Annotated in this window: 15 protein-coding genes; 1 reads left to right on the top strand and 14 read right to left on the bottom strand. The window is 43.8% G+C overall.

Annotated features, from left to right (window positions below; genetic code table 11):
* Positions 1-4 precede the first annotated feature (4 nt).
* Entirely contained in the window at positions 5-3217 is a 3213-nt protein-coding gene (locus ACFQZX_RS05695) for a SusC/RagA family TonB-linked outer membrane protein (RefSeq protein WP_377112408.1), read from the bottom strand.
* 642 nt (positions 3218-3859) lie between these two features.
* On the opposite strand from ACFQZX_RS05695, the gene ACFQZX_RS05690 reads away from it, so the two are divergent.
* Positions 3860-7960, top strand: coding sequence for a hybrid sensor histidine kinase/response regulator transcription factor (locus ACFQZX_RS05690; RefSeq protein WP_377112405.1), 4101 nt, complete (start codon positions 3860-3862; stop codon positions 7958-7960).
* Positions 7961-8108: 148 nt separating this feature from the next.
* On the opposite strand, the gene ACFQZX_RS05685 is transcribed toward ACFQZX_RS05690, so the two are convergent.
* The 13 genes from ACFQZX_RS05685 to ACFQZX_RS05625 form a co-directional block, all read right to left on the bottom strand.
* Complete coding sequence (locus ACFQZX_RS05685) at positions 8109-8918, bottom strand: helix-turn-helix domain-containing protein (RefSeq protein ID WP_377112403.1); 810 nt, start codon at positions 8916-8918, stop codon at positions 8109-8111.
* 18 nt (positions 8919-8936) lie between these two features.
* Complete coding sequence (locus ACFQZX_RS05680) at positions 8937-9908, bottom strand: aldo/keto reductase (RefSeq protein WP_377112400.1); 972 nt, start codon at positions 9906-9908, stop codon at positions 8937-8939.
* A gap of 110 nt (positions 9909-10018) precedes the next feature.
* On the bottom strand, positions 10019-11266 hold the full coding sequence (locus ACFQZX_RS05675; protein WP_377112397.1) for a DUF3863 domain-containing protein: 1248 nt from the start codon (positions 11264-11266) through the stop codon (positions 10019-10021).
* 142 nt (positions 11267-11408) lie between these two features.
* On the bottom strand, positions 11409-13232 hold the full coding sequence (locus tag ACFQZX_RS05670; RefSeq protein WP_377112394.1) for a glycoside hydrolase family 2 protein: 1824 nt from the start codon (positions 13230-13232) through the stop codon (positions 11409-11411).
* Positions 13233-13350: 118 nt separating this feature from the next.
* Positions 13351-14757: a DUF3863 domain-containing protein gene (locus ACFQZX_RS05665; RefSeq protein WP_377112391.1), complete on the bottom strand. Its 1407-nt coding sequence runs from the start codon at positions 14755-14757 to the stop codon at positions 13351-13353.
* A gap of 115 nt (positions 14758-14872) precedes the next feature.
* Positions 14873-16558 (bottom strand): RagB/SusD family nutrient uptake outer membrane protein, encoded by a 1686-nt coding sequence (locus ACFQZX_RS05660; RefSeq protein ID WP_377112388.1) that lies wholly within the window; start codon positions 16556-16558, stop codon positions 14873-14875.
* An 11-nt stretch (positions 16559-16569) separates the two neighbouring features.
* Positions 16570-20031, bottom strand: a complete 3462-nt coding sequence (locus ACFQZX_RS05655; protein ID WP_377112385.1) for a TonB-dependent receptor — start codon at positions 20029-20031, stop codon at positions 16570-16572.
* A gap of 268 nt (positions 20032-20299) precedes the next feature.
* Complete coding sequence (locus ACFQZX_RS05650) at positions 20300-21478, bottom strand: FecR family protein (RefSeq protein ID WP_377112382.1); 1179 nt, start codon at positions 21476-21478, stop codon at positions 20300-20302.
* Positions 21479-21540: 62 nt separating this feature from the next.
* Positions 21541-22134, bottom strand: coding sequence for an RNA polymerase sigma factor (locus ACFQZX_RS05645; protein ID WP_377112379.1), 594 nt, complete (start codon positions 22132-22134; stop codon positions 21541-21543).
* 157 nt (positions 22135-22291) lie between these two features.
* Positions 22292-23209, bottom strand: a complete 918-nt coding sequence (locus ACFQZX_RS05640; protein WP_377112376.1) for a helix-turn-helix domain-containing protein — start codon at positions 23207-23209, stop codon at positions 22292-22294.
* Positions 23210-23299: 90 nt separating this feature from the next.
* On the bottom strand, positions 23300-24073 hold the full coding sequence (locus tag ACFQZX_RS05635; protein WP_377112374.1) for an SDR family oxidoreductase: 774 nt from the start codon (positions 24071-24073) through the stop codon (positions 23300-23302).
* 124 nt (positions 24074-24197) lie between these two features.
* Positions 24198-25085 carry an NmrA family NAD(P)-binding protein gene (locus ACFQZX_RS05630; RefSeq protein ID WP_377112371.1) on the bottom strand — a complete coding sequence of 296 codons (888 nt, stop codon included), beginning with the start codon at positions 25083-25085 and terminating at the stop codon, positions 24198-24200.
* Between the two features lie 72 nt (positions 25086-25157).
* Entirely contained in the window at positions 25158-26222 is a 1065-nt protein-coding gene (locus ACFQZX_RS05625) for an alkene reductase (RefSeq protein WP_377112368.1), read from the bottom strand.
* Positions 26223-26283: the final 61 nt, after the last annotated feature.

Genomic DNA, 26283 nt, shown 5'->3' with positions numbered 1-26283 from the left:
CAGTTTAAAAAGTGGCGTTAACACCAAAGGAAAACACTCGTTGTTGAAAATAATTCTGGTTATTACCTACTTGTTCCGGATCAAAAGTTTCTTTGATATGCGGTGTCCAGGTAAACACATTTTGCCCTGCCGCGTATACCCGCAGCGACCTTACGGTGCGCCCTAAGAGCTTATTAGAGAATGTGTAGCCAACCTCAAAACTTCTAAGCCTTAAATAGCTTGTGTTACGCATCCACCAGCTTGATTGCTGCGTGTTATTTGATGTGGGCGTTCCGGTAAGCCTTGGATATAATGCGTTGGTGTTGGTTGGTGTCCAGTGATCATCGTATACCAGCGTTGTGGCAGAACCGGATGACTGGAAAGGCCATACAAAATAATTGTTAAAATAAGTGCTGCTGAGACCAGACCCCTGAAATAACAGATCTACATCAAAGTTTTTGTAGGTAACCCGTGGTTCCAACCCGTAGATGATACCCGGTGTGCCCGGATGCCCGATATCTGTGATATCGTTTGCATCGATCCTGCCATCATTATTCAGGTCGGCGTATTGGATATCGCCCGGACGCACGGTACCAAAGCTGGGTATGGCGATGCCCGATTTTAATACAGGTGAAGCGGCATCTGGATCAACAAAATCTTCTGGCGTAAAATATCCTGTAGCCTTAAGTCCGAACTGCTCGCCCAGTGGCCTGCCTGTCTGCCGTCTGTTTACGTTATTAAATGTTGCGCTGTTTTCATAGATCTGAAGAAGCTTGTTTTTCGCATAAGTAAACGTGCCTTTAACATCAAGCCGCAGATCATTACTAAATTGTTTAAAAGTTGTCAGTGTAAGGTCTATACCTTTATTCTGCATCACACCGCCATTCACCAGGCCAACACCGATGCCATACTCCGCAGGAAGCGCATTGCCAATGCCAACCAGCATATTAGAACGCTTTTCATAAAAATAATCCGCCTCGATACCTAACGCACCCTTCCATAAAGTGGCTTCAAAACCCACATCAGTCTTATTCGACTTTTCCCAGGTAATGTCCGGATTTCCCTGTAGCGCCTCATAAATACCCTGCGTTGCTGAGCCAGCGATTACTGCCGAGTTGCCATAGGCGTTATATGGGCTCAGGTATTGGTATGTTTGGATGGCCCCACCAACGCTTGGATAAGCGCCAGACTGTCCCCACGAGGCACGCAGTTTAAGGTTATCAATCCAGTTGATCCCTTTCATAAACTTTTCTTCAGAAATCCTCCAGCCTGCTGAAAACGCCGGGAAAAACCCGAAACGGTGGCCCGGGCCAAAAAGATAACTGCCGTCATAACGGCCAGCAGCCTCAAACAAATAACGATTATCGTAAGCGTAGCCCAGGCGGTACACATACCCAATTTGCTTCTGCCCGTTTGAAAAGCCCCCGTTCGTTGCATCAGAGGGTGCAGGGCCGCCATAATTCAGCTCATCAATATCAAGGTTGTAATTAATGCGTTGTGCATTAAAGTTTTGGTAATTGATATTCCGGTACTCTACAACAGCCAAACCTGTAACTGCGTTTTTGCCGAAATTATGAGCATAGTTCAGCTGGCCCTGATACGTAAGGCTTATGTTCTGAGAAAAGCTTTCGTAAAAAGAGGCTTTGGAATTACCCTGTATATTAGGCGTATAAGTATAAGGAGTTGTTGAAGTATTTACATTATAAAACGGAATTGGCGTGCTGTATTTACGGGTGAAAGTAGTGGCATTACCAAATAAGGGATCAGGACCGTTATCATAACTTACCACGCCTTTTATACTTAAACCATCTAACGGCAGCTTCTGCTCAATAAAAAGCTGGCTGTATAAAACCGTGTTGTGGTTTGTCTGGTAACCGCTATGGTAAATTTCCCCAATAAGCGATTGGCCAATATAACCCGTCCATAAACCGTTGCTGTAATATATCGGGGTTGTAGGCGCCTGGCGCATCGCCTGGTCTATGATAGAACCTGCACCAAAAGCCGGAAAGTGCTGGTCTTCAACAGAACTGTTTACAGAAATACCTACATTGGTTGTGGATGTAGCCTTGGCTGTGACGCTCAATGCGCCGTTATACTTATTAAGGTATGTAGGGTCCCACATACCTGCCTGGTGGGTATAGGCAAGTGAAGCAAAGTATTTAACGTCATCAGTGCCACCTGACAATGTCAGATTATGCGTTGTGATCGGTCGGTTTCTTTTGATGATATCATGTAAAGGGTGACCGTCTGGATGGCCGTCCGGGTCAGAATGATCCTGGTACAGTTGCAGATCCTCTGGTGTTGCAAACGGCTGATAGGTACTACCCTGATCGTGTGCATCATTTGCATTTGCTTCATTACGCATAAGAGCGTACTGATAGGAATTAACAAATTCGGGCACCTTGGTCGGGTTCTGAATTCCCCAGTAACCATTATAGGTAAGCGTTGCTTTCCCTTGTTTTCCTTGCTTGGTTGTGATCAGTATTACGCCATTTGCCCCGGCCACACCATAAGGAGCTACCGCTGCAGCATCTTTAAGGATAGAGATTGTGGCGATCGAATTTGGATCAATGCGGCTAAAATCACGCGGAACCCCGTCTACAATAGTAAGAGGAGCACTGCGGCCAATAGACCCGGTTCCCCTGATCTGAATATTTGAACCATCAAACCCTGGTTCACCGCCGCTTTGGGTAACAATCAGGCCTGAAGCGCGCCCAACAAGACTATTAGTGACATTTACAACTGGTTTCTGTGTGATCTCCTGAGTGTTTATTGTTGAAACAGAGGCAGTGGTCGATGTCTTTTTCTGCGTTCCATACCCAACAACAATCACCTCATTCAGGTTTTTAGATACCGAAGGCTGAAGCCTGACGTCTATATAATCTTTGTCCTTCACAGCAATCTCAGCCATGTCATATCCCAAATAGGAAAATTGAAGAATGTCTGTTGCTTCGGCATTGATAGTAAAATTACCGTTGGCATCTGTAACAGTACCTGCGTTGGTACCTTTTATCTTTACGGTAACACCCGGCAGCGTTTGCCCACTCGCGGCATCCTTTACATTGCCGCGGATAGCGGTAGCTGTTTTACTCGGTAATACCACCGGTGGAGCGATGGAAGTAAAATCAGTAACAAGCTTTGCCTGAGCAATACCAGAGAACATAATCAATGGCATTGCTGTAAGGCAAAGTCTTCGTTTGTTTAGGTAGCAATAATTTTTAAGTAAAGTCTTTTTCATAATTGGAGTTTAGTAGTAGGAGATTAGTTGATTTTCATAAGTGCGCCTGTTCTTTTTTTCTTCATGATTTTAAAGAGTGTATAATTAGGTTCATTTGATCCATTGTTTTAATGCTTAAAGCCATGCAAATCATTTATAAAGGCTTAAATTCATGTACATGATCTGACCTTTACTGACCTGCAATTCAACAAACACCGTTTTAGATTTATGACAACTATTGATAGGTGGCCTTTACAGCCGTATTGGTCAGTACAAATAAGCCGCTATGTGGCATTATAGAGGTTGTCTGGATATTCTTTTTTTTTTACGCAACGTTCTTTTTACGCCGCGCCAATTCTGTTAAAGGCAAAAAGCGGTCATAAGATTTTTAGCAGGGAAATTGACGGGATCCACTGCTGCTGATAGCGAAGGCAGATGATTTGCCAAGTGCAATTGATATCAATAGCAATAGATCTGTACGTACATTTTTTTTCACACTGTGTGCTTTTTTTACAGATGTATATGCATAATTACAGGACGTTATGTCAAATTTGAATTTGCCTGACGAACAACAATATTGCGATATGCGCGAAAGACCGAAACATGATTTATAAAAACCGAAAAGCACCTTTGAGCTTTGGTTGCCTTTGCCTGATCTGCCTGATGGCGATCACCGGACGGACAGCCCACGCCCAAACAGATAATTATCCTTACAAGATCAAATCACTGACGGTAGATGAAGGGCTGTCGCACACGGATGCGAATGATATAGCACAGGATCAAAAGGGCTTTGTTTGGATAGCCACCTATTTTGGGCTTGACAGATTTGATGGGAATGTCATCAGACGGTTTTACAATGAAAATGAGCCGCAGAAAAACGCGTACAAAAATCGGGTTTTATGTATTTACCCAGACCAGGCCGGAGACATTTGGCTGGGTACAGAGGGTGGCCTGCAGCGCTTTGAAGTAAAAACTGAGCGTTACGTTGATTACACCTGTAAAGACCATCCCCTAAATAATCTTTTAAAACTTTATAAGCGGTCTGATAACAGGATCTTTGCGCTGGGTGGAGATCAGCTTTTAATATTCGACATTAAAGATGGAGTGCTTACTGAGCGTAACAATATCCTGCCTGAAAATTTAGCTGTATTTGATTTTATTGCAGATGCCGACCGCCTGTTACTGGCCACCAGCAAGGGTTTACTGGCACTGGATAAGGAGGGCACCCTTACTCCTTTGACTATATCCGGATCGGATGCAAACTCCTACAACCACATATCACGGGGAAATGACGGAAAGATATTGTTATCCTCAAAAAACGAGCTTTATGTTGTTCGTCCATTGTATACAAAGAGAATGAAACCCGAAAGATTTGAGGTAGAATCTCATTTCATATCTTCTGTTAAAACGAATTTCGCCAGCATGGTTTGCGATTCGAATGACTCCTTCTGGATAATTGATGGTGACCAACTGCTACACCTGGATAGTCATCTGCAGCTTAAACAAGTACTAAGTAATAAAAGCCCCAATCAGGCCCTCAATTCCAATTCACTTACCAAAATATTTGTTGACAGATCCGGCTGCCTGTGGATATGTATGTTTGGTGGAGGCGTTAACTACTTTGACCTTAATGAAAAGCCCTTCTACACATTGAGAAATATCCCGGGGGAACAAAATTCATTATCCGGAAGTTATGTACGCTGTGTACTGGCTGACGGTGATGATCTTTGGATTGGCACCACTGAAAGCGGACTGAATCATTATGACAGGAGGTCGCATAAATTCACTTTTTACAATACTTTTAATTCAAAAATCAGATTAAAAAGCGATGCTATCACATCGCTGACGAAAGATTTGAATGGCGCATTGTGGATTGGCAGTAACAAAGGCCTGGAAATTTTTGACCACAAGCTCCAGCGCATTATAAAGCCGGCAGGTTATGACGAATTCCCAAAGTACGCGATTGAGGTTTTAACAAGGGATTGCTTTGGTAATATATGGTTCGGTAATCACACGGACCGGTTCGGCGTCATCCATAAAGCCTTGAGCGGAACTTATCAGGTAAAATATTATGGCGAAGGCTTTTTTATCCTTGCAGACCCCATTAAACCTCAATTAATGGTTTCCAGCACACACGGGTTAAAAAAGCTTATTATAGATAAAGAGGGGAACATCTTGTCAGGTATTACCTACCGGGCATCTGATAACCCAAATAGTCTTAGTTCTGATTATACATACCCGATAGCTAAGCAAACCGACAGTGTTTACTGGATAGGTACAATTGGTGGTGGACTTAATAAGCTTACCCTGAAAGCGGACAACCGATACGTAATAAACAGGTTTGGTGATAAGTATGGTATTTTTAAGGACGTAGAAACACTGGAAATTGATGCCAAAGGTAATATATGGATGGGCGGCAACGGGCTCGAACGCTTTGACCCGACCACCAAAAAATTGATAAGGTATGACAAAAATGATGGTTTGCAGGGGAATAGTTTTAAAGTTGGTGCATCATTTAATGCTCCAGACGGGTGCCTTTATTTTGGGGGAATAAACGGCCTTAATTATTTTTATCCGGATCAGATCAGGGAAAACGCTGTTCCGGCAACGCCAAGGATCACTGATATTCTGATCAACAATCAACATCCGGCTATAGCGCCCGGAAAAACGACTGACAATAGCCTGCTACAATCTGTTACTTATAGCAGCACTCTTGACATAAACTACCGGCAGAACAATTTTGTTATTTATTTCTCGGCGATGCACTTTGCTAATCCTTTAAAGTGCAAATATCGCTACAAAATGTCTGGCTTTGACAAGGAATGGCGTTATACCGACGGAAGAAGCCCCAATGCAGCATATAACAATATCGACTACAAAGAATATACGTTTCTGGTGCAGGCTTCTAATGATGATGGCGTCTGGAGCAAGGACATAGCAGAACTACGTGTTATTGTAAACCCTCCCTGGTGGAAATCTGTTGCGGCTAAGGTGTTTTACTTATTAGTTGTTTGTACAGGGCTGACAGGTATTTACCTTTATCAAGCCAGATGGCATACCTTAAAAAGGGACATCGAGATTGGTAAGATCAACGAGAAGAAACGGGAAGAGATACATCTGCAACGTGAAGAACTGCATCAGCAGCAATTGGTTTTCTTTACAAACATTTCGCATGAGTTCCGCACGCCGCTCACGCTCATCATCGGCCCGCTGGAGCACCTCATATATGAGAACAAGGATGTACACCTGAACAGTACTTATCAACTCATCCTTCGCAACGCCAGGCGGCTGATGAACCTGATTGCAGAGCTTATGAATTATAAAAAAGTGGCTGACAGCATTATAAAATTGCAGGTAAGGCAGATGAATATAAGTCACTTTTGCAGCGGGTTATATGCGGACTTTGAAAATATTGCGCTGCACAAAGAAATCAGGTACAAATTCATTAACAATATTGACGAGAATAAAGAGCAACTGACCGGATGGTTTGATGTGCAGATACTTGAGAAGATACTGTTTAATTTGCTCAGTAACGCTTTTAAATATACCGAGAAATACGGAGAAGTTACCCTCGAACTGTTTCTTGATTTTGAAAGTTTCCATCCCTCCTTTCCCAACGAGTATAAATTGCTGAACCCTAAAAGGGCCGATAAATTTATTTATTTGAGGATCGCTGACTCTGGAATTGGCATTTCGCCGGAGTCTATCGTCAACATTTTTGATCGCTATTATCGCATCAGCAGCAGCCATATTGGTTCGGGCGTCGGCCTGGCTTTGGTTAAAAGCCTTACCCAGTTACACAAAGGAGATATTTATGTATACAGTGAACGGATGTCTGGAACGGAGATCATAGTAGGAATACCGTGGGGTGAGATTAATTATGAAGATGCTGAGAAGCTGACTTTTGGAGCCGAGGTAAAAAGCCAATTGGAGGCGGTTGATAATTCCTTACTCACTACTGCTGAAGCAGGCCCTGATAAGGAGCCGGTTAAAGCATCGCCTGATAAGCGCATACTTATTGTAGAGGACAATTATGAATTGCGTCGCTTTTTAAAACAGGTATTTTACAAAGACTATGAGATTTACGAAGCTGAAGACGGCGAAGAAGGTTTGGACATTGCTGTTAAAAAGATTCCTGATCTGATTATTAGTGATGTGATGATGCCCAAAATGAATGGAATTGAGCTTTGCAGGATATTAAAAGACAAGTTTGAGACAAGGCATATTCCGTTCGTCATACTTACCGCTAAAAACTCCATTGATGCTCAAATTGAAGGGATGCAATTAGGCGCAGATTATTATTTCGCAAAACCGTTAAGTATCGACCTTCTGCTCTTGACAGTGAAAAATATTTTTTCTCAGAATGAGATAATTAAGCAGCGTTTTTTGAAAGATTATTACTCAAACGCTGCCGAGCTTGTTCAGGCTGAAGCGGATAAAGAGTTTGTGGATAAACTTATCAGTGTTATTATGACAAACATACAAGACCCTGAGATGGACGTTGAATTCCTTTGCCAGCACCTTTATGTCAGCCGGACCAAACTTTACCAAAAAATTAAAAGTATATCCGGACAATCAGTGAGTGAATTCATAAGGACGATACGCCTTAAAACATCAATAGAAATCATGACCCATGAAAATGTGACCATGAATGAGGTGGCCGATCGGATCGGAATGCAAAGCAGTTCCAATTTTTCAAGAACGTTTAAAAAGGAATACGGTAAATCGCCATTACAATTTATGCAATCCCTTAAAAATCCTTAGGTCGGCATCTCTTAAAACTGAGGATTACGGTTAGTTACTGATGGTTACCATGCAGTCATACAGACAATATTTGTAAAGTCGCCTAAAATCTTCCAAGTACCGTTACTGTAGCAACAATGCCACTCATAACCGAGTGGCATTGTTGTTATCATATAGCCCATTCAGTTGGAGATTTACCAAACTTTTTCTTGAAAGAACTGGAAAAATGCGAGAGGCTTTCAAAGCCCAGATCAAGATATATCGCCGATGGCTTTTTGTGTTTTTCCAGTAAATGACGCGCTTCTGCCAATCGCTTTTCCTGCAACCAGTGCCTCGGGGCCATACCAAAGATCTTTTGAAAATCGCGCTTAAACGCGGCAAGGCTTCTGCCGGTTAGTTGTGCAAATTTTTCAACCGGTACATTAAAATGGAAATTGTACTGCATAAATTTTTCCAGATCGATTTTGTGCGGTTCCGAAAAATCGAACAAAAATGTACAAAGCTGCGGCATAGCATGCAGCAATAATTTTACGCCTTCTTTTACCTTAAGGATCCCCATTTCAGTAGTGATCGACTCTGCCGGATTTTGAATATACGGTATCACCGATTGAAAATATCCGTGCAAAAAAGGATTGGCCGGAATTAAAACATTACGTGGACCAACATATTTTTGCTTCACTTCTATCTGCTCTTCTAAGGCTATGTTCCTAAGCAGGTCATTGTCCAGGCAGATTACTATGGTTTGATAATCTTCGCCTTGCAGCGGAGTTTTGGTTAATTGAGCCAATTGGTTTTTGCCGATCAGAAGCATCTCTCCCTTATGCATAGTAACCTTTTGGTTAGCCGACTCAAAATCAAACCGTCCTGATACCTGCAGCACCAGCGTATTATGCTCCAGGAAGCATATCTTGTCTTTGCGCTGACTTGACAGATAGGAGTAGAATATTACTCCGGGCAGTATTTCCGTAGGATTGATCACCAAACGTAAAGATAAGTATTACCGCTGTAAATAAGTACTGCCTAAAATAGCACCTGCCGCAAATGTCGTGTTCAGTGTATTCAACTCATCGGCAGTAAACTCAATTTGCATTGCCGCAATATTTTCAGGCAGGCGCGAGCGTCGGCTCATGCTTACCAGCGGCATTATGTGCTCACCTTGTGCATTTACCCAGGCTATGGCGGCCTGCGTTGGCGTAACACCTTTATCTGCAGCAACCTGTTTTAAAACCTCAACCTTCTCCAGGTTCCTGACCAGGTTTTCACCCTGAAAACGTGAGAAATGATTATGGTAACTACCGGCTGGCAGCGGTGCTTTCATGTCGCCGGTTAATAAACCCTCGGCGGTGTTTGCAAATGCTACCACGGTTATGCCCAACTCTTTGGCAGCAGGCAGCAGGTCGGCTTCTATTTGCCTGTCTGCCAATGAATAACCTATCTCTAAAGCACTTACCGGATGAATGCTGTTTGCCTGACGCAGCTGATCGGCAGTGATCTCCGAAACACCCAGTTGGCGCACCTTCCCTTCTTTAATCAGGTCGGCTACTGTACCAATAATATCCTCAACCGGTACGCTGCCATCCATACGGCAAGGCTGGTACAAGTCAATATAGTCAGTACCTAAACGGGTTAGCGAGTAGTTGATGAAATTTTTGATAGCCATAGGGCGCAGATCCAGGCCCAGCCATTGGCCGTTGTAAAATATCGCACCAAACTTTACGCTGATAATAACATCATTACGGCGCCCTTTAACCGCCTTCCCTACGAGCATTTCGTTATGGCCGGCACCATAAAAGTCGCCCGTATTTAAGAAGTTGATACCGCTGTCTAATGCTTGCTGTATGGTTGCTATGCTTTCATTTTCATCAGGTATACTGCTACCCCAAACTGAGGACATACGCATACAGCCTAAACCCAGTTTAGAAACCAGCGGTCCATTTTTACCCAAAGGGATCTTTTTTAACGTTGACATGTTTATAGATTTATGTTTAACGATACAAAGATGAAGGTTTCTGTTTAGGTTAGCTTTTCCTTACGGCTCAAATTAATTGTCTCAACAGCTCAAAACAGATTCAATTTACACTATTTAGTTAAACCCGGATAATGAGTCTCAATCAATTTGCGTGCCTTTTCAGAAAGTGAATCAATGGGAACAGGTCGGTCTTGTAAACGTGTTTGTTTCTGGTTGATATCGCCCATTAAACTCCACTTACGGGTCATTGCTACCGGTTCATGTGCTTTAAGCGTGTAGTTAGTAAAATCTATAACTTTTGCAGCACCATCTGTTTCTAAATTGCTGAGCAACCCTAAACGGAAATGCTTGTTCATAAACCAACGGATCTCTTTGTTTGCATCAGAACCGCCAATGCCCGACCCTCTTTCTACAAAACGATAGTTGAAGCTATTACTTTTAAAGTGTTTGCGCCATGTAAGCCCAAACTCGCCCTGGGTTATTAACCTGGTATCGGGCCAACGTTGTTTGATAGCTGAAAGCCAGTCTTTTAAATATGCAAAATCGTACGGTAAGGAAAGTTCCCAGCAGTTAGTTACCCAGCCAAAACCATTAAGTTCAAAACCTTTATCAAAGTTTATAGCTGTTGTGTGCATCATCTCTTTTAAGCCAACGTCATGGCCGTATTTGCCCAGGGTTTCTATTGGGCCAACCCCCATGCGGCTATTGAACCCTTCGGCAAAACCCGCTCTCCTCCCCGCCAGGTAATCTACCGACCAGCCATCGAGGTTTACACAGTCAATAAAGTCCGCTTTGCCTTGCGCAGGTTTGCAGAAGTGCTCTTTTGATGGATAAAAAGGATAAGAAACTGCACCATCCCCGTCCTGGTTATCAATGCTGAACTGGCTCCAGATATTTCCCTGGCATACGTGAATACCTTCCTTTTCGGCAAGGTACTGCTGGTTTTTAGCCGATAGAAAACCCGCCACAATACTCTTGGGCCGGTAACCGTTGCCCACCATTTTAGTGATGATTTTTAATGCATCATGTATGTCTTTATCAACTTGTTCTGTTGGATTGTATGCATTTGCGAAATAGGCCCCCGGAATAAAAGTGATCTCATCCCCATATTTTTTGTGGTAACCAACTACCAGTTTCCTTATTTCACGGTAATTGGCACTGGTATCCTGCAGTGCGAGCCAACTGAATGCCCAGGTCATTTTTCCACCGGGAAACCCTTCGGCCACTGCCTTTCTCATTGCAACAAGCCTTGCTGGTGTGTGTAGTGCGCGTTCATCTTCACCAACATTACGGTCGCGCGATACCTCTATCTGGTTAACGCGAATAACCGCGTTAAAAGTAAGGAACCTTTTTCCCATCAGTGCGGTTGAGCTGTTTGCTGTCTTAGCTTGTCCGTAAACGATGGAGCCGAATGTTAAACAAATCAGGGTGAACCTTATGGTTAGTTTTATATTCATGTCGTATTTAAGATCAATTCAGGAAAACTTTATTAGTGTACTGTTAATAGTTTAGGTGTTGCGATGATTGAATGACGGCCTGGTTGACCTCCCTGACGCGTTTGGTCTCCATTTTTTCAACCTTGCGGTCGTAGGTTAATACGCCGTTTACCTCGTGTTCTACATCGGTGGTTTGAGTATAAATAGCCACGCTAAGCCCTTTGTATTTCATGAGCTGTTCAACACGGTCTAACAGAAAAACGTATCTGTCTGTCAATGAGGATGAGGTGGGTTCATAATCGTAAGCGTTATTTTCAACCGGCCACATGTGGTTTCTTACAAAAAGGCCCACTCCACCAAATTCGCCTAAAGATGCGGCCCGCTTACCGTCGGGCACAGATGCACCGTATGGGCCAACATAAATATGTGTGTCTACATAGTCACCATTCCCGGGGTCACCGTAAGCTTTTTGATAATCGGGATTATTATTAAAGCCAGAGTTACCATTCACCAACCGTGATGGATCGTATTGCTTCAGCCAGGCGGTAATACTCTTCACATCAAAGGCTCCCCAATTCTCGTTAAACGGAACCCATGTAATGATGGATGGTGAGTTATAATGATCATCAATTATTGCCTTTAGCTCTTTACGGAATACCCGTCGATTAACAAGGGTATCCTCATTTTGATACCAAATAGCCGGCATATCCTGCCAAACCAATAAACCCATTTTATCCGCCCAATAATAAAAACGCTGCGGCTCGGTCTTCATGTGTTTGCGGATGAGGTTATAACCCGCGTTTTTAGTATACTCGATATCAAACTTCAAAGCTTCTTCGGTTGGGGCTGTGAGTACGCCATCCGGCCAATAACCCTGGTCAAGCAGGCCTAACTGCATCATAAACCTGCCATTAATAAATGGGCGAACAACGCCATTCAGCTTAGCCAGCTTAATATCCCGCATCCCGAAGTAGCTGGTCACTTCATCGGCAACGGTGCCATTACTATTATTAAGGGTAATTTTCAGGTCGTATAAAAAAGGATTTTCCGGCGACCAGAGTTCCGGCTTTTCTATAGGTAAATAAAAATAAGTACCCGCGGCAGCTTTAGCCTGAGATATTTGCTTTGTACCGCTTAACGCTGTGGCGGTTATGCAGCCCTTTGTGCTGCTGTTTACCAATACTTTTAAACGCTTACCATCTACATCAGGCAGCAACTTAATGTTTGTAATATGCGTGGCTGAAACAGGCTCCAGCCAAACTGTTTGCCAGATGCCCGAGCTGAAGGTATAATCGCCACGCGGACCGTTTTTGCCAGATGGGGCCCTGCCATCATTTGGATCATAAGCTGCAACTATTAAAGTGTTTTTGCCCTTTACCAGGTAAGGCGTAATATTAATACTGAAAGCATCATACCCGCCAGAGTGGCTTCCGGCTTTTTTACCATTTATAAATACAGTAGCATCATGGTCAACTGCGCCAAAATTTAACAACACATCCTTGCCTCTCCATGCTGCCGGCACTTCAAACGTTCTGCGGTACCATAGGTTGATCTCCTGTTTTTTCTGCACACCAGATAGGAATGACTCGGGGCAATAAGGCACCAGTATTTTTTGGCCTCCATCCTCAAACGAGGCTGCAGTTTGTGGGTTTAAAGCCTTAGGTACAGATTTACCACCTTTATAATCCCATCTGCCATTTAAACAAAGCCATTCGGTACGTTGCATTTGTGGTCGGGGGTATTCATTAAGCGGCACTTCGGCCTTTTGGGCTTGCTCGGTCCAGCGGGTTGGCAATTTAGCGTCCTGGGCGAAGCCATGAACACATAATAAAAGATTTAGAACTAAGAAACAGGTGCCTTTAGAGGCGATATTATTCAGGATATTCATTTTTTCAAAATCAAAAGGTTAATAAGAGTTTACCGGCAATAATACCTTTATTCGATCTTTTTATTAACTCTTGAATACTTTTATTTGAATGTTTTAGAAACATGAACCAGCTTAAAATTTAAGCTCTTAGCTCAGGGCAGTATTTATAAATCAGTGCCTGTTCAGAATCTGTCAGTTCTTTCAGTAATACCGGTTTATCCTGCGGTCTCAGCCCCTTTTGATTGATCCGGTTGATCAGGCTCCAATCTTTAACGGGCCTATCCGGCCTTGCACCCGTTGGTTCGTGCACAGTCAGATCATATCGGGTAAAATCAATTACCATTTCTGGTGTCCGGTGATGCCAATCGCGCAGCAGGGCCAGCCTGAATGCCTTGTTCATGAACCAGTGTATCTCCAGGTTATTATAGGAATCACCCAGGCCGCAGCCACGCTCTACAAACCGGTAATTGTAATCATCATTGTTTTTATAATGTTTACGCCATATATTCCCAAATTCTCCAAAACTCACCCATTTGGTGTCGGGCCAGCGCTTTAGTGTATCCGTCACCCATTTCTTCATGGCACTGCAAATAAAATCCATTCCGAACTCGTACACCATTTGTGCCTCCCATATATTAGGCACCCATCCAAAGCCATTCAACTCCAAGCCTTTGTCAAAATGTATCGATTGCGTATGCATCACTTCCATGTGCCCCAATTCCAACCCCCAGCCCTTGTAAGTCTCTATCGGCCCTACACCTCTCCGGCTGTTATAACCAGTAATTTCATGGCCGGTTTGCCCGCTTTGCCGTGCGCATATAAAATCCATCGACCATCCATCCAGGTTCACACAGTCTATCAGGTCATTTTTATTTTGCCCGGGCTTGCAAAAATGTTCGGTAGACGGGTAGTACGGATACGATGGCGACCCATCTGCTCCACCTCCGTCAATATTGTGCTGGCTCCATATTACTGCCTGGGCTACATGTATATCTTCCTTCTCAGCCAAATACTTTAATGACTCTGCTGGTAAAAAACCACCGATGACAGATTGTGGCTTATAACCCTTTCCAACAAAGTCCGCAATGATCTGCAACGCTTCAGACAGCTCTTTATTGATACGTGCAGGCGGCAGGTACATTGCCGGGAAATAACCTGGAAATACTGTTACCTCATCACCGTATTTAGCCTGGCAGTGGGCCGCGTACGCTCTGATCTGTTTGTAATTTTCGCGCTTATCTTCCAATGCATTCAATGTAAAGCCCCAGGTTAACCTGCCATCAGGATTATTGGCGCCGAACGCCTCCCTAAGATTCCTGACACCTTCCAGCGTATGCCATTTTTCCTCATCCCGCGGGTGTAGTTTCACATCTCTGGATACTTCCCAGGGGGTAGTCCGGATCATGATACAAAGGGTGACAAACCGCCCCCCCATAAGCTGGGTTGGTGCAAGCATACGCATCGGTGTGGCGTCAAGCACCTGAGCACCTGCTAATAGCCCTGCGCCCGTTAAACAGGTATTTTTTACAAAAGATCGTCTATTCATCTTTTTTATTTAGGTGTGCTATAGTACTGCTTTGTGTTTATAACAGGCTGCCAGATAACTATTACCTTGCAGCCTGTTAAGTAAAATTTAAAAAAAATATCAAGTAATCACAGATTTACCATCCCGGGTTTTGTTTAAGCTTATCCGGATTTAGCGATATCTGTTTGGTTGGTATTGGCAGCAGGTAATTTTTGTTTACATCAAAAGCCCGTTGCGAACCTGGTTGCAATACCTTAAAGCCATTTTCAAGTTGTGCTGCGGGCGTATTATAAAAATAACTGTTATAGTTTGCACCATCCAGCGTAACCACTTTTTTTGACCACTCAGAACCGGTTACTTTTACGCTCAATACAGACTTTGGCAACACTGTTTCGGCAGTTTTCCACCTGCGCAGGTCATCCCAACGGAAACCCTCAAAGGCCAATTCCACTGTTCGTTCGCGTCGAATTTCGTTCCGCATGTCAAGGCCATTGGCACTGACCAGTGCATTGGTGAGGTGGGGCATATGAACCCGATCCCGCAGTAAATTGATAGACATGTCAAGGTCTGCATCGGATATTGATCCATTACGTTCATAAGTTGCCTCGGCATAAATTGCCAAAACCTCTCCATAGCGGATGACGTTCCAATCGAATGCGCCGCCGCCATCTCCGGGCGTAGCCATTTGAGATATAAACTTGTACAGCATATAGCCAGAATTAACGTTACGATTATTATCAACCCCCGGCCACTGCGGGCGATACTTATCGTATTGCGGGCGGATAATTTTGATAGCAGGTAATATCAGCGACTGTGTCATACGCGGATCACGGTTCCTGAATTCGGTGCGTGCGGAATCATACCCTCTGAACAACGGAGATTTATCAACAGGTAAACCATCTTTGCAGAGGTACATGTCTGCAGCGGCTTTAGTTGGATTTAGATTACCCCAGGAAACGCCGTAAGCCCAGCCGTTTACGTTGATATTTGTGCGGTATTTTTTTGACACTATGGTCTCTGGGTTATCCATGCTGTAATTGTCGATAAACATCAAACGGTAGCTCGAATCGCTTCTCATCGTGTTTAATGAGAAGGCTCCGCTATTGATCACATTTTTTGATTCTGTAATCGCCTGATCCAGCAAATCGTTTGCATCACCGGTAACATGAAATTTCCTCCAGGTACCCTCAAACAAACACACCCTGGCTTTGAAAGCTTGAGCAGCTTCCTTACTGATCCGTCCTTTTTCTGCACTGGCTTTCACCGGCAGGTTTGCTATGGCGGTGTTAAGATCAGCTATGATAAAGTTAACCACTTCTTCGCGTGTGGCACGGGCGCTAAATACCAAGGGGTCATTGGGTTGCAGCACCTTATCGATAATAGGCACTCCCCCGTATAGGTCTAAAAGGCGGAAATAACTGTATGCACGAAAAAAATAGCCTTCACCCAAAAACGGTTTAATATCGTTTTTTATAGCCGATGCCGTACCCTGTTCTATCAGTTTATTTGCATTACGGATAGCTGCATAACTGTTGTCCCAGTTATCATCCTGTTCCGGGGCCACATACTTACCGGAGCTTATAGTATTTACCTCTGCTCCAAACGCGATATCTGAATTGTTATCGTTCATGTAAGCGCCGCTGTAATGCGGGTCATCCAGCGAATAATCGTAAAACCAGTTCGCTGCCAAACGGTAATCATTAGCAGTTTGCCAGTAAGCGAAATCAGAGATGTCTGATTGCGGTTTAAGGTCCAGGAATTTTTTACAAGCCGAAACTGTAAGGACCAGTATAATTATGCTTGAAATTTTAAGTATTTTCATCGCTAATGGAATTAAAATTTAACATTTAGGCCTACAGAGATAGTCCTGTACATTGGGTAGTTGTTTTCATAGAAATCTGTATTACCCGCATCATCAGATATAGTTGGCACGCGGGTTTCTTCAGGATCATACATGCCATTCCAGGTGCCCTTAGCAAATTCAAATAAATCCTGCCCGCTAACGTATAGCCTGATGCTACGCACTTTAAGATGCGCAACTTTAAGGTTGTTAAAGGTATACCCAACGGTGATGTTCTTCATCCTCAGGTATCGGGTATTTTCCAGCCACAATGAAGAAAACTGGTAGTTGTTATTTTTAACGGTTTCGTTGTTAGATAAGCGGGGATACTGGGCCGATGCATTTTCTGGAGTAAAGGTTCTGCCATAGAAATAGTCCAGCGGCTGGAACCAGAAATGCGCTAAGGGCACACCAAAGTTGCCGTTACCTCTCCATACATACTTGTTACCCGTTCCCTGCATAATAAAGCTCATGTCGAAGCCTTTATAGGCAAACCCACCGGTTAAGCTATAGGTTAGTTTCGGGATCTGGGAACCTAAGTACACCGCGTCGCCGCTAAGACCTTTTGATTTATCGCCGTAAACAGTGATCTGCCCGTCACCATCAATATCCTCATACATTACATCACCAATGCCTAAACCGCCATATCCGTTAGGCTGTGCAGAAGGCACTATGCCCTTCCCGGCGTATTTAGCAGCATAAGCATCAAGTTCTGCCTGATTCCTGATAACGGTACCCTTGAACCCGAAATAAGAGTTGAGCGGGTAACCCTGCCTGGCCTGCGTAAGGCCAAGGTTATAGTTATCATTACCTTTCAGATCAGAAACGACATTTGTGTTGTAGTTTAAGATTGCCCCTATGTTATATCTGAAATCGCCGATCTTATCGTTCCACTGGCCATTGAATTCCCATCCTTTTCCTTTAAGCGTTCCGGCATTTGATGAAGGTGCAGCAGCGCCCAATGTTGTTGGATAGGTAACACTTACCAACATATTGTTGTTGGTCTTTCTGTACAGATCAAACGATAAGGACAATTTAGATGCAAAAAGGGCTACGTCTAAGCCAATATTTTTCGTCTCTATGGTTTCCCATGTACGCAAAGGCGATGAAAGGCCTTTAAGCGCAGCCAGCCTTGCGGCCGATGCTCCGTCAATTGGGTACTGGCCGAAGACGTTGATCAACTGTACATAATCAAATAGCCCTAACTGGGAAATATCCTGATTACCGGTTTTGCCCCATGATGCGCGAACCTTGAAAAGGTTGACCTGATCATTAGTAAAGAGTTGTTTAAAAAATGATTCTTCCGAGATCTTCCATGCGGCAGAAATACTCGGATAGATTGCGCTCCAGCGTTTGTCTGGCGAGAATTTTGAACTGCCGTCTTTACGCAGCGTGCCTTCTAAATAGTACCTCCCTGCAAAAGAATAGCCTACACGGCCAAAGTAGGATTGCAAAGCCCATGGATCGCGGTTCCAATCCCTGGCATCTCCGGCCCGCAGGTTTCTGTTATCAGACAAAGGCAGCGTAAAAATTTCATTACTGAAAAAATCCTGTCCCTGGATATATCTTGAATCCTGCGTAAATTTTTCCTGCGAAGCGCCAACCATAGCCTTCAACTCATGCAAACCAAATGCTTTTGAATAGTTAACATAGGTGCTGTAGTTTTTATAAACAGTACTTGAGTTTCTGAATGTGGCCCTGTTAGGGTTATTACGTATCAGTAAATTCGGTGTATTGTCCCAGTTATATTCAGTGTTAGTCTGGTAGTTGGCGTCATTGTCCATGCGCTCAAGGTTAATGCCTACCTGGCCTGTCCATACCAGGTTCTTTATCGGCTCAAAATCCAGCTTAACGTTATTGCTCCAACGGTTGTTCGTCAAAGTTTCATTACCGCCTTTAATCAGTTCCTGCACCGGGTTTTCATAACCCTGGTAACCGTAATAATTTCCTGCCGGATTTTTTTCTGGCAAATAAGAGAACATTTTTAAACCATTGCTTATCGCATCATGTAACTGTGAAGGCATACGTGTGTTCAGGTAGTCGTACGCAGTGGTCAGTTCCAGCTTCAGATTGTTGGTAATGTTACTTTGGAGCGCGATACGAAGATTATCACGTACAGATTTATTTATCCCCTCAGAAATATTGCCATTGTCGCGCATATCGCCAAAAGATATCAGGTAGGACGAATTTTCTCCGCCTCCAGACACGCTGATATTATGCGTTGGGCGGTACGCAGTTTTAAACAGCCTGCCGTACCAGTCATGGTTTTGATAAAACATTGGGAAGGATTCAACGCTTCGGTTTTCACCAGGCCCGACACCCGGGTCATTGGCCGCAATTTTCATCAGCGTCGAGTCTGAAAAAGTTTGTTTTTCGCCATCGTTTTTATTCGCTTCATTAAACATCCGGACAAAATGGTCTGTAGTAGCCGCCTTTTTTCTTAAACCAACTTTCTTTACCGCCAAATTAAACCCATAGCTTACGGTTGGTGCGCCAGACCGTTTACCCCTTTTGGTGGTAACTAATATTACACCGTCTGCAGCACGTGCGCCGTATATCGCAGCTGTTGCGTCTTTCAGTACAGTAACGTCCTGGATGTCCTCCGGATTGATAAGGTTGAGGTCGCTCGGTATGCCATCAATCAATACAAGTGGGACATTGCCATTAATAGAAGATGATCCGCGTATGGCAAGTGCAAATCCCTGCTGCCCGGGCTGACCGCCCGAACGGGAAACACTAACACCCGGAATCATGCCTTGTAAAGCATCCAAGGTTCCGGTAACCGGCCGGTTTTGAAGTTTATCGCCGTTAACACGTGCTACTGCGCCAGTTAAGTCGGCTTCTTTTCTACGCGTACCATATCCAATTACAACCACCTCGTTAAGGCTGCTGGCTACCGGGTTAAGGGTAATGTTAATATTGGTTTGGTTATTTACAACAACTTCCTGGTTTTGGTAACCTAAAAAAGAAAATACCAAAGTTCCGTACGCATCCGGTAATTTAATACTGTACTCGCCTTTTACGTTGGTTGAAACAGCGGTTCCGCTTTCTTTGTGCTTAACAGTAACGCCCGGCATTGGCTCATGCTTTTCATCGGTTACTACACCCCGTATTTCAACAGCATTTGATTTAGCGGATAAAAGCCCATTTTGTAAAGCTGTTGTTTTGTTGGAAACAACGATGGTCTTGTTATCAATTTTATAACCCAGGGGCTGTGATCTGAATAGTTCATCAAGCACTTCAAGCAGGCCGGCATCAGATACGTTTAATGTAACAGGCTTGCTTATATCTACCTGATCGTCTGTTATAACAAAATTATAGCCGCTTTGCTTTCTCACATCCCTCAGCACACTGATCAGCTTTTTATTTGTTTGATTAATGGTTATCCTCTGTGCTAATGAGTTGGCGCTCACCTGCACGAAAGAGACAATCATGATAATGATTGTAAGTCTCATAATCAGCCATAGTTTAGGTAATAGCCTTCCGGCTATACCGGTTTGAATGGTATAAATTCTATACATTTGTTTTGTTTGGTGATGCAACATGCCCTTACTTTCCAGGCGAAGGCAGTTGCGGTTAAACAGTTGAATAAAGTAAATTGCGCCAAACGGCATCCAGGGTCCGATCTGATCGGGCCCTGGTTCATTAAGACTGATCTATAGTAATTCTTTTTTCATTCTCTTCTTAAGTTTAAAAGGTTGGTTTATCATGGTTTTAATCATTTTATTTTGTTACATACACTTTGCGGCCACTTAACTCGAAATGTATCTTCCCGGTTTTTTCAAGTATTTTAAGCACAGCCGAAATATTCTCAAATTTTGAAATTGCACCATTAAAGCGCACATCAGGCGCATCCTTGCTGTAGATCACTTCTACATCGTACCACCTTGCTATCGATTTCATTAAGGGTTTGACAGGCTCACTTTCAAACATGAACTGATCATTCTTCCATGCCACAGCAAATTCAGTATCGGTATCCTGAACTTTTAATACTCCATTAAGATCACTAACAACCTGTTGGCCTGGTTTTATAAGGGCTTGTTCCTTCAGAGTGGCAGCCCTGATGCTACCTTCCAGTAAAGTGGTTTTACTCCCGCCATCATCATGATAAGCGTTTACATTAAAGTGTGTGCCTAATACCTTAATCTGCTGGTCATCTGTCTGCACAATAAATGGATGGCGTGCATCTTTGGCCACTTCAAAATAAGCTTCGCCACTAAGTTCAATTTTGCGCTCTTTTAGATATCTAAAATTAGCAGGATACTTTAACTGAGATGCCGCGTTTAACCAAACCTTTGTACCGTCTGCCAAAACCAGTTTGTAGTGGCCACCGTTTGGCGTTCGCAGAGTATTAAAAGCAATATTTTGCGAATTATGCAAACCATGCCGATCAACATATTCTATCTTTTCGTCAGGAGATTTTACAATATCCTTTCCACCATCATTGCCAATAATGCCAGAGCGCTGCTGGGTTAAATAAATACTTTGTCCGTCTGATAATGTTAAATATGCTTTATCGCTTCCGGGCTTTATTTCGGTAGGTTGCGTGTGCCTGGCTATAAACGGATGGGATGCAGGTTGGCGTAAAAAAATGTAACTGCCAATTCCAATCAAAAAAATAATACTCGCCGCGACACCAATTTTCGGCCATAGTTTAATTACGCGTTTCTCAGGCTTTAATTGTAACCTGAGGTTGTTGAGAATACGATCATACCGCTCGCTATAATCACTGCCATGTGGGGTAATGGCAAATGGGTCATTCAATTGCTTTTGAACAATGGCATGAAGTGTATCGTTGTCAGCGTCGCCGAATAATTCCGTCAACAGACGAATATCCTCAGGACTACATTCGTTTTGTAAAAACCGCTTGTAAAGCTCGTTCAGGTTTTCTCTTGAAGCCAATTTTGTTAGGATTTTTCAAGAGTACGAATGAAAAAAGAATAAGGTCTGCTCCCGGGAATAATTTATTTTTTTACTCCTGTGGCTATTATGGCCGCAACAAGCAGCATTAAGGTCAATTCGTTTTCCATAAAATATGCTCTGAGGCTTTTAGTTCCTTTCACAACGTGATCACGAATGGTTGATGTTGAAATGCCAAGCAGGTCTCCCACCTCCTGGTAAGAGCGGCCTTCTATCTTCACCATTGCCATAATTTTTTTCCGTTGAGCGGGCAAGGACTCCAGCGCCTTATAGATCAACTCCTTGTCAAGCGTTTCACCCACCGGATCGTATAGTTCAGCAACTGAACGGATCAAATGCTCCCGTAAAGCTTTATCATGTGCCATCCGGCGATATAAGTCGACAATCAGATTTTGTGCAATGCGATGAACAAAAGCACCAAAGGACCTTTCGGGGTCAATAGCGGCCCGTCGCTCCCAAATTTTCAAAAAAACATCCTGAGTAAGTTCTTCCGCCAATTCTACAGATTTGGTGAGATATTGAATCTTACGGAATACGCCATCCACATAATGCCTGTAAAGATCCTCAAAAGCCTGCTGGTTGCCGGTTCGCAGGCTCTCCATCAGTTCTTTCTCATTTATAAGGCGTATATAACTCATCCGGCGTAATTGGTTATACTAATGTATAAAAAATTTATGCAGCCAAACAAATTGATGATCTAAATCCAGTAATGTATACCAACGGCTACCAACGGAAAATAGGTAATTCATATACCTACCCTCAAAGTATATTAAAGATAAGCCAGGGTCAAAGCCCTTAATTAAGAGCTTGCCTGAATTGTACCGGCGAAAGCTTGGTCCTCATTTTAAAAAGCCTGCTGAATGACTGTGAATGCTCAAAGCCTAACTGAAAAGCCACTTCACTTATAGTGAACGTGGTAGTAGAAAGCAGCTCTTTAGATTTTTCTATCAGCCTTTCATGAATATGCTGCTGCGCGCTGAGCCCTGTAAGCGAACGCAGCATATCACTTAAATAATTGGGCGTATAATTTAATTGCTCTGCCAGGTATTGTACAGTTGGCACGCCCCGGTTAACCGGCTTTTCATCTTTAAAGTAAGTATTCAGCAGGTTTTCAAATTGGTCAAGCAGGTTGCTGGATACTGTTTGCCGGGTAAGAAACTGACGTTTGTAAAAGCGTTTGGCATAACTCAGCAATAATTCTATCTGTGCTATCACTACTTCCTGGCTAAAATCATCTATCCGGCTATTCAATTCTTCCTGAATAATGTTAAAGATAGATGACACTGTCGACCTCTCCTGCTCAGAGAGATGAAGTGCCTCATTAGAGGCATAAGAAAAGAAGCCATATTGTTTGATCTTAGCCGCGAGCGGATAACCTTGCAGGAAATCCTGATGAAAAATAAGTGAATAACCCTCGTTCCCCTTGTAGATGGCTGTACTTCCTACAATCTGATTAGGCGCTGTAAAAACCATACTTCCCTCATCAAAGTCATAATAGCCCTGGCCGTACCTGAATTTGCCGCCTAACTTATTTATAAAAGAAATTTTATAGAGTGTAGTTACATAGCTAACAGGCAACCGGGTCAGGTTAACGTTCTCCTGCCTGGTATCCAGCAAAGTGATGAGCGGATGTACAGGCCCCGGAATTTCCAGCATACGGTGTATCTCTGTTACAGATTCCACTTTAACAAGTTTTGGGGCGTCGTTTTTCATAGTGTAAGATAATAAGTATGACCGGAAGCTGTTTCAGTTGCCGGTCATAATTAAATTTAAGATACGCTTACTTGGGTATTGATAAAGTTATTACCAGGGCAGCGGTCCTTCTGGTCCGGTAAAGCCGCCGGTTGGGCCATCTGTATCCAGGGCTACACGTACCGGCTCGCGCGAGCCCACTTCCAGGCTGTCTGTACCCTGGAAATTGTTTAACGCCGTAGCAGTATAACCGGGGCTGGTAGCGTTTACCTTGATGTTTTCTTTTTCAAGTTCCAAGGCAAAAGCTACTGTAACCGCATTAAGGGCAGTTTTAGAGGCTGCGTAAACAATGCCGAAATGTTCCCTTGCCCAGCATTCCGGGTCAGATATCCAGGTGAGTGAACCTAATCCACTGGATACATTTACAATACGCGCCGCGGTTGATTTTCTTAACAACGGCAGCATTGCCTGGGTAACGGCAATAACGCCGAACACATTGGTTTCCCAAACCGTGCGAACTTCATCCAGTGACACGTTTACTGCGCGCCCTGTGCTCATCAGCTCCTCCGGGCTTTTTGGTGATGTACCGCCATGTGATATACCGGCGTTATTAACCAGCAGGTCCAGGCGGCCATATTCATTTGTTATGCGTTCTGCTGCTGCGGTAATGCTCTGTTGCTGCGTTACATCCAGTTGAATGGCCCTTGCATTCTCGCCTATTTCTGCAGCCGCCTTTTCTCCGTTCTCCAGTTTGCGCGAACCCACATACACGATATAGCCGTTGGCCGCGAGCGCCTTGGCAATTTCATTGCCAACACCCTGATTAGCGCCGGTTACAAGAGCAATAAGCTGATTGTTTGCAGTTGACTCAATCTGATTTTCCATAGTTTCCATGATTTGTAATTAATAAAGCAAACTTCGGCATCCGGCTTTTTAACTTTGTAACCAAATCAAGGAGAGTTGTAACAGAAATAAAGAACATCAATTAAATAACCACAAAACTTATCGATCAATTTTTCTGATAAGCCGCTTTAAACTCTTCGGCAAATTGTTCCAGTTTAATATGGCCGGTTACCGGCGCGCCAGTGTCAAAAAAGTCCTTCGTAATAATACCAGCCCTTACACCCTGCCCCATTTCAGTGATCAGGCCAACCAATTCGGGCGGAAGGCCCGCAGACAACATGCCTTGTTTTAGCTGCTCGTCGGGGATGTTGGTCCAGGTTAGTTCCGGTTTGCCTATCGCCCGGCCAAACAAAGCAGCGATCTTATTCCCGGTAGATATATCGCTTACAATATACTTTACCTCAAAGCCATTCCCTTCGGCCTGTAATTCCGCTGCAATAGCGGCCGAAAGGTCTTGTGGATGTGTGAAGGCTAACTGGTCATCGCCGCTATAATTATTGCCAAAGATCCCCTTGCTTTTGATCAGTGGGATATCCCTTAAGAAATTAACGTAGAAAAACCCTGACCTTAGAACGGTAACATTAACACCGTCCAACTGCTGTAAAATTTGTTCTACACGGTGCACGCCTTGTACAGGGCCTGTTCCTTCAGGTGCATCGGCACCAACGCTGCTCAGCATCACAACCCTTTGTACACCCGCTGCTTTAATGGCCTGTGCATAAGCCTGCCCTGCATCTGCAATATTCTGTATCAAATTGGTGGCACCCATTGAGGGTGGCATCATGGCATAAACCGCATCAGCACCTTTAAAGGCCTGGATAAGAAAAGCAGGGTCGCTAATGGAACCTACGGCCGCTTTTGCGCCCAGTGCTTCAATTTCTTCTTTACGGTCTGCCTTGGTAGTGATCACTGTTACCTCATGACCGCCGGCGATCAGTTTTTTTACTAATGGTTTGGCTACATTACCTAATGAGCCTGTTGTTGTAATTTTCATTTTATTAAATATTGAAAGTGGTGATAAGCTGTTTGTAATGACAGCTATATTGCGTTTTTTGAATGATACTGATTAATTTAATACCGGATAATCAGTGTAACCTTGCTCGCCGGGAGTATAAAGGGTATTATAATCCGGCTCGTTTAGGGTTTCGTTTTTTTCTATCCTCCGTATGAAATCAGGGTTGGCCAAAAAGCTTCTACCAAAGGCTACCAGATCTGCCATACCCGATTGTAATTTTTCTTCGGCAGTTTCTGCTGTTAGTCCGTTACAATATATGATGGTATTAGTAAAGGCATTGCGTATGGCCTGATGTGTTTTTGCAGGTATGCCGGGATTGTCAGAAATATGAAGGTAAGCGATACCTATGCGGTTCAGTTCGCTGGCCAGGTGAACGTATGTTTGGTGTACCTCCGCCTCTTCATAAGCCGGCATATCGTTCGACGTTAGGAACGGTGAAATTCGCAGGCCAAGTTTTTCAGCACCAATAGTTTCAGCGATTTTTTGGGCGATCTCCAGTGTTAAACGACTACGGTTTTCTATCGACCCACCATAATTATCTGTGCGGTTATTAACTTGTGGGTTTAAAGATTGCTCCAGCAGGTAGCCGTGGGCGCCATGCAGTTCTACCCCGTCAAAACCTGCTGCTATTGCATTTTGGGCAGCCTTAACATGATCTTTTATAATGCGGGCTATGCCTTCTGCATCTAACGCAACGGGCGCGGAGTATTCCTGCATGCCGGTATCAGTATATATCTCACCTGCTGCTTTAATGCCAGACAAACCAACCACTTGGTGACCTTGAGGCAAATTAGAGCTGTGGGCAACGCGGCCGGTATGCATTAACTGCAGAAATGTTTTGGAGCCGCCTTCATGTATGGCCGCGGTTACTGCTTTCCAGCCTTCAACCTGTTGCTGCGAAAAAATACCGGGAACACGCGGATAACCTAAACCCTCAGGGCTTGGCGAGGTTCCTTCGGTAATAATCAGGCCGGCGCCTGAGCGCTGTTTGTAATAGGTAGCCATCAACTCGTTAGGCAGGTTGCCCAAAGCCCTGCTTCGGGTCATGGGGGCCATAACAATATGATTTTTTAATTGCAATGTGCCGTTATTGTACGGCATGAATAACTTTTTCATTTTACTATGTTTTGATTGACATAGCAAAGTTGAGCTTAATTAGCAGCTGATAATAGCGCCA

The organism is Mucilaginibacter litoreus, from assembly GCF_042676805.1.
In the GTDB taxonomy this organism is placed as follows: domain Bacteria; phylum Bacteroidota; class Bacteroidia; order Sphingobacteriales; family Sphingobacteriaceae; genus Mucilaginibacter; species Mucilaginibacter litoreus.
This window is presented reverse-complemented; position numbering and strand designations above follow the sequence as displayed.

Bases quoted from the DNA above. Each gene is read 5' to 3' on its own strand.
- ACFQZX_RS05695 (WP_377112408.1), bottom strand. From the start codon at position 3,217: ATGAAAAAGACTTTACTTAAAAATTATTGCTACCTAAACAAACGAAGA.
- ACFQZX_RS05690 (WP_377112405.1), top strand. From the start codon at position 3,860: ATGGCGATCACCGGACGGACAGCCCACGCCCAAACAGATAATTATCCT.
- ACFQZX_RS05680 (WP_377112400.1), bottom strand. From the start codon at position 9,908: ATGTCAACGTTAAAAAAGATCCCTTTGGGTAAAAATGGACCGCTGGTT.
- ACFQZX_RS05675 (WP_377112397.1), bottom strand. From the start codon at position 11,266: ATGGGAAAAAGGTTCCTTACTTTTAACGCGGTTATTCGCGTTAACCAG.
- ACFQZX_RS05670 (WP_377112394.1), bottom strand. From the start codon at position 13,232: ATGAATATCCTGAATAATATCGCCTCTAAAGGCACCTGTTTCTTAGTT.
- ACFQZX_RS05665 (WP_377112391.1), bottom strand. From the start codon at position 14,757: ATGAATAGACGATCTTTTGTAAAAAATACCTGTTTAACGGGCGCAGGG.
- ACFQZX_RS05660 (WP_377112388.1), bottom strand. From the start codon at position 16,558: ATGAAAATACTTAAAATTTCAAGCATAATTATACTGGTCCTTACAGTT.
- ACFQZX_RS05655 (WP_377112385.1), bottom strand. From the start codon at position 20,031: ATGAGACTTACAATCATTATCATGATTGTCTCTTTCGTGCAGGTGAGC.
- ACFQZX_RS05645 (WP_377112379.1), bottom strand. From the start codon at position 22,134: ATGAGTTATATACGCCTTATAAATGAGAAAGAACTGATGGAGAGCCTG.
- ACFQZX_RS05640 (WP_377112376.1), bottom strand. From the start codon at position 23,209: ATGAAAAACGACGCCCCAAAACTTGTTAAAGTGGAATCTGTAACAGAG.
- ACFQZX_RS05635 (WP_377112374.1), bottom strand. From the start codon at position 24,073: ATGGAAAATCAGATTGAGTCAACTGCAAACAATCAGCTTATTGCTCTT.
- ACFQZX_RS05630 (WP_377112371.1), bottom strand. From the start codon at position 25,085: ATGAAAATTACAACAACAGGCTCATTAGGTAATGTAGCCAAACCATTA.
- ACFQZX_RS05625 (WP_377112368.1), bottom strand. From the start codon at position 26,222: ATGAAAAAGTTATTCATGCCGTACAATAACGGCACATTGCAATTAAAA.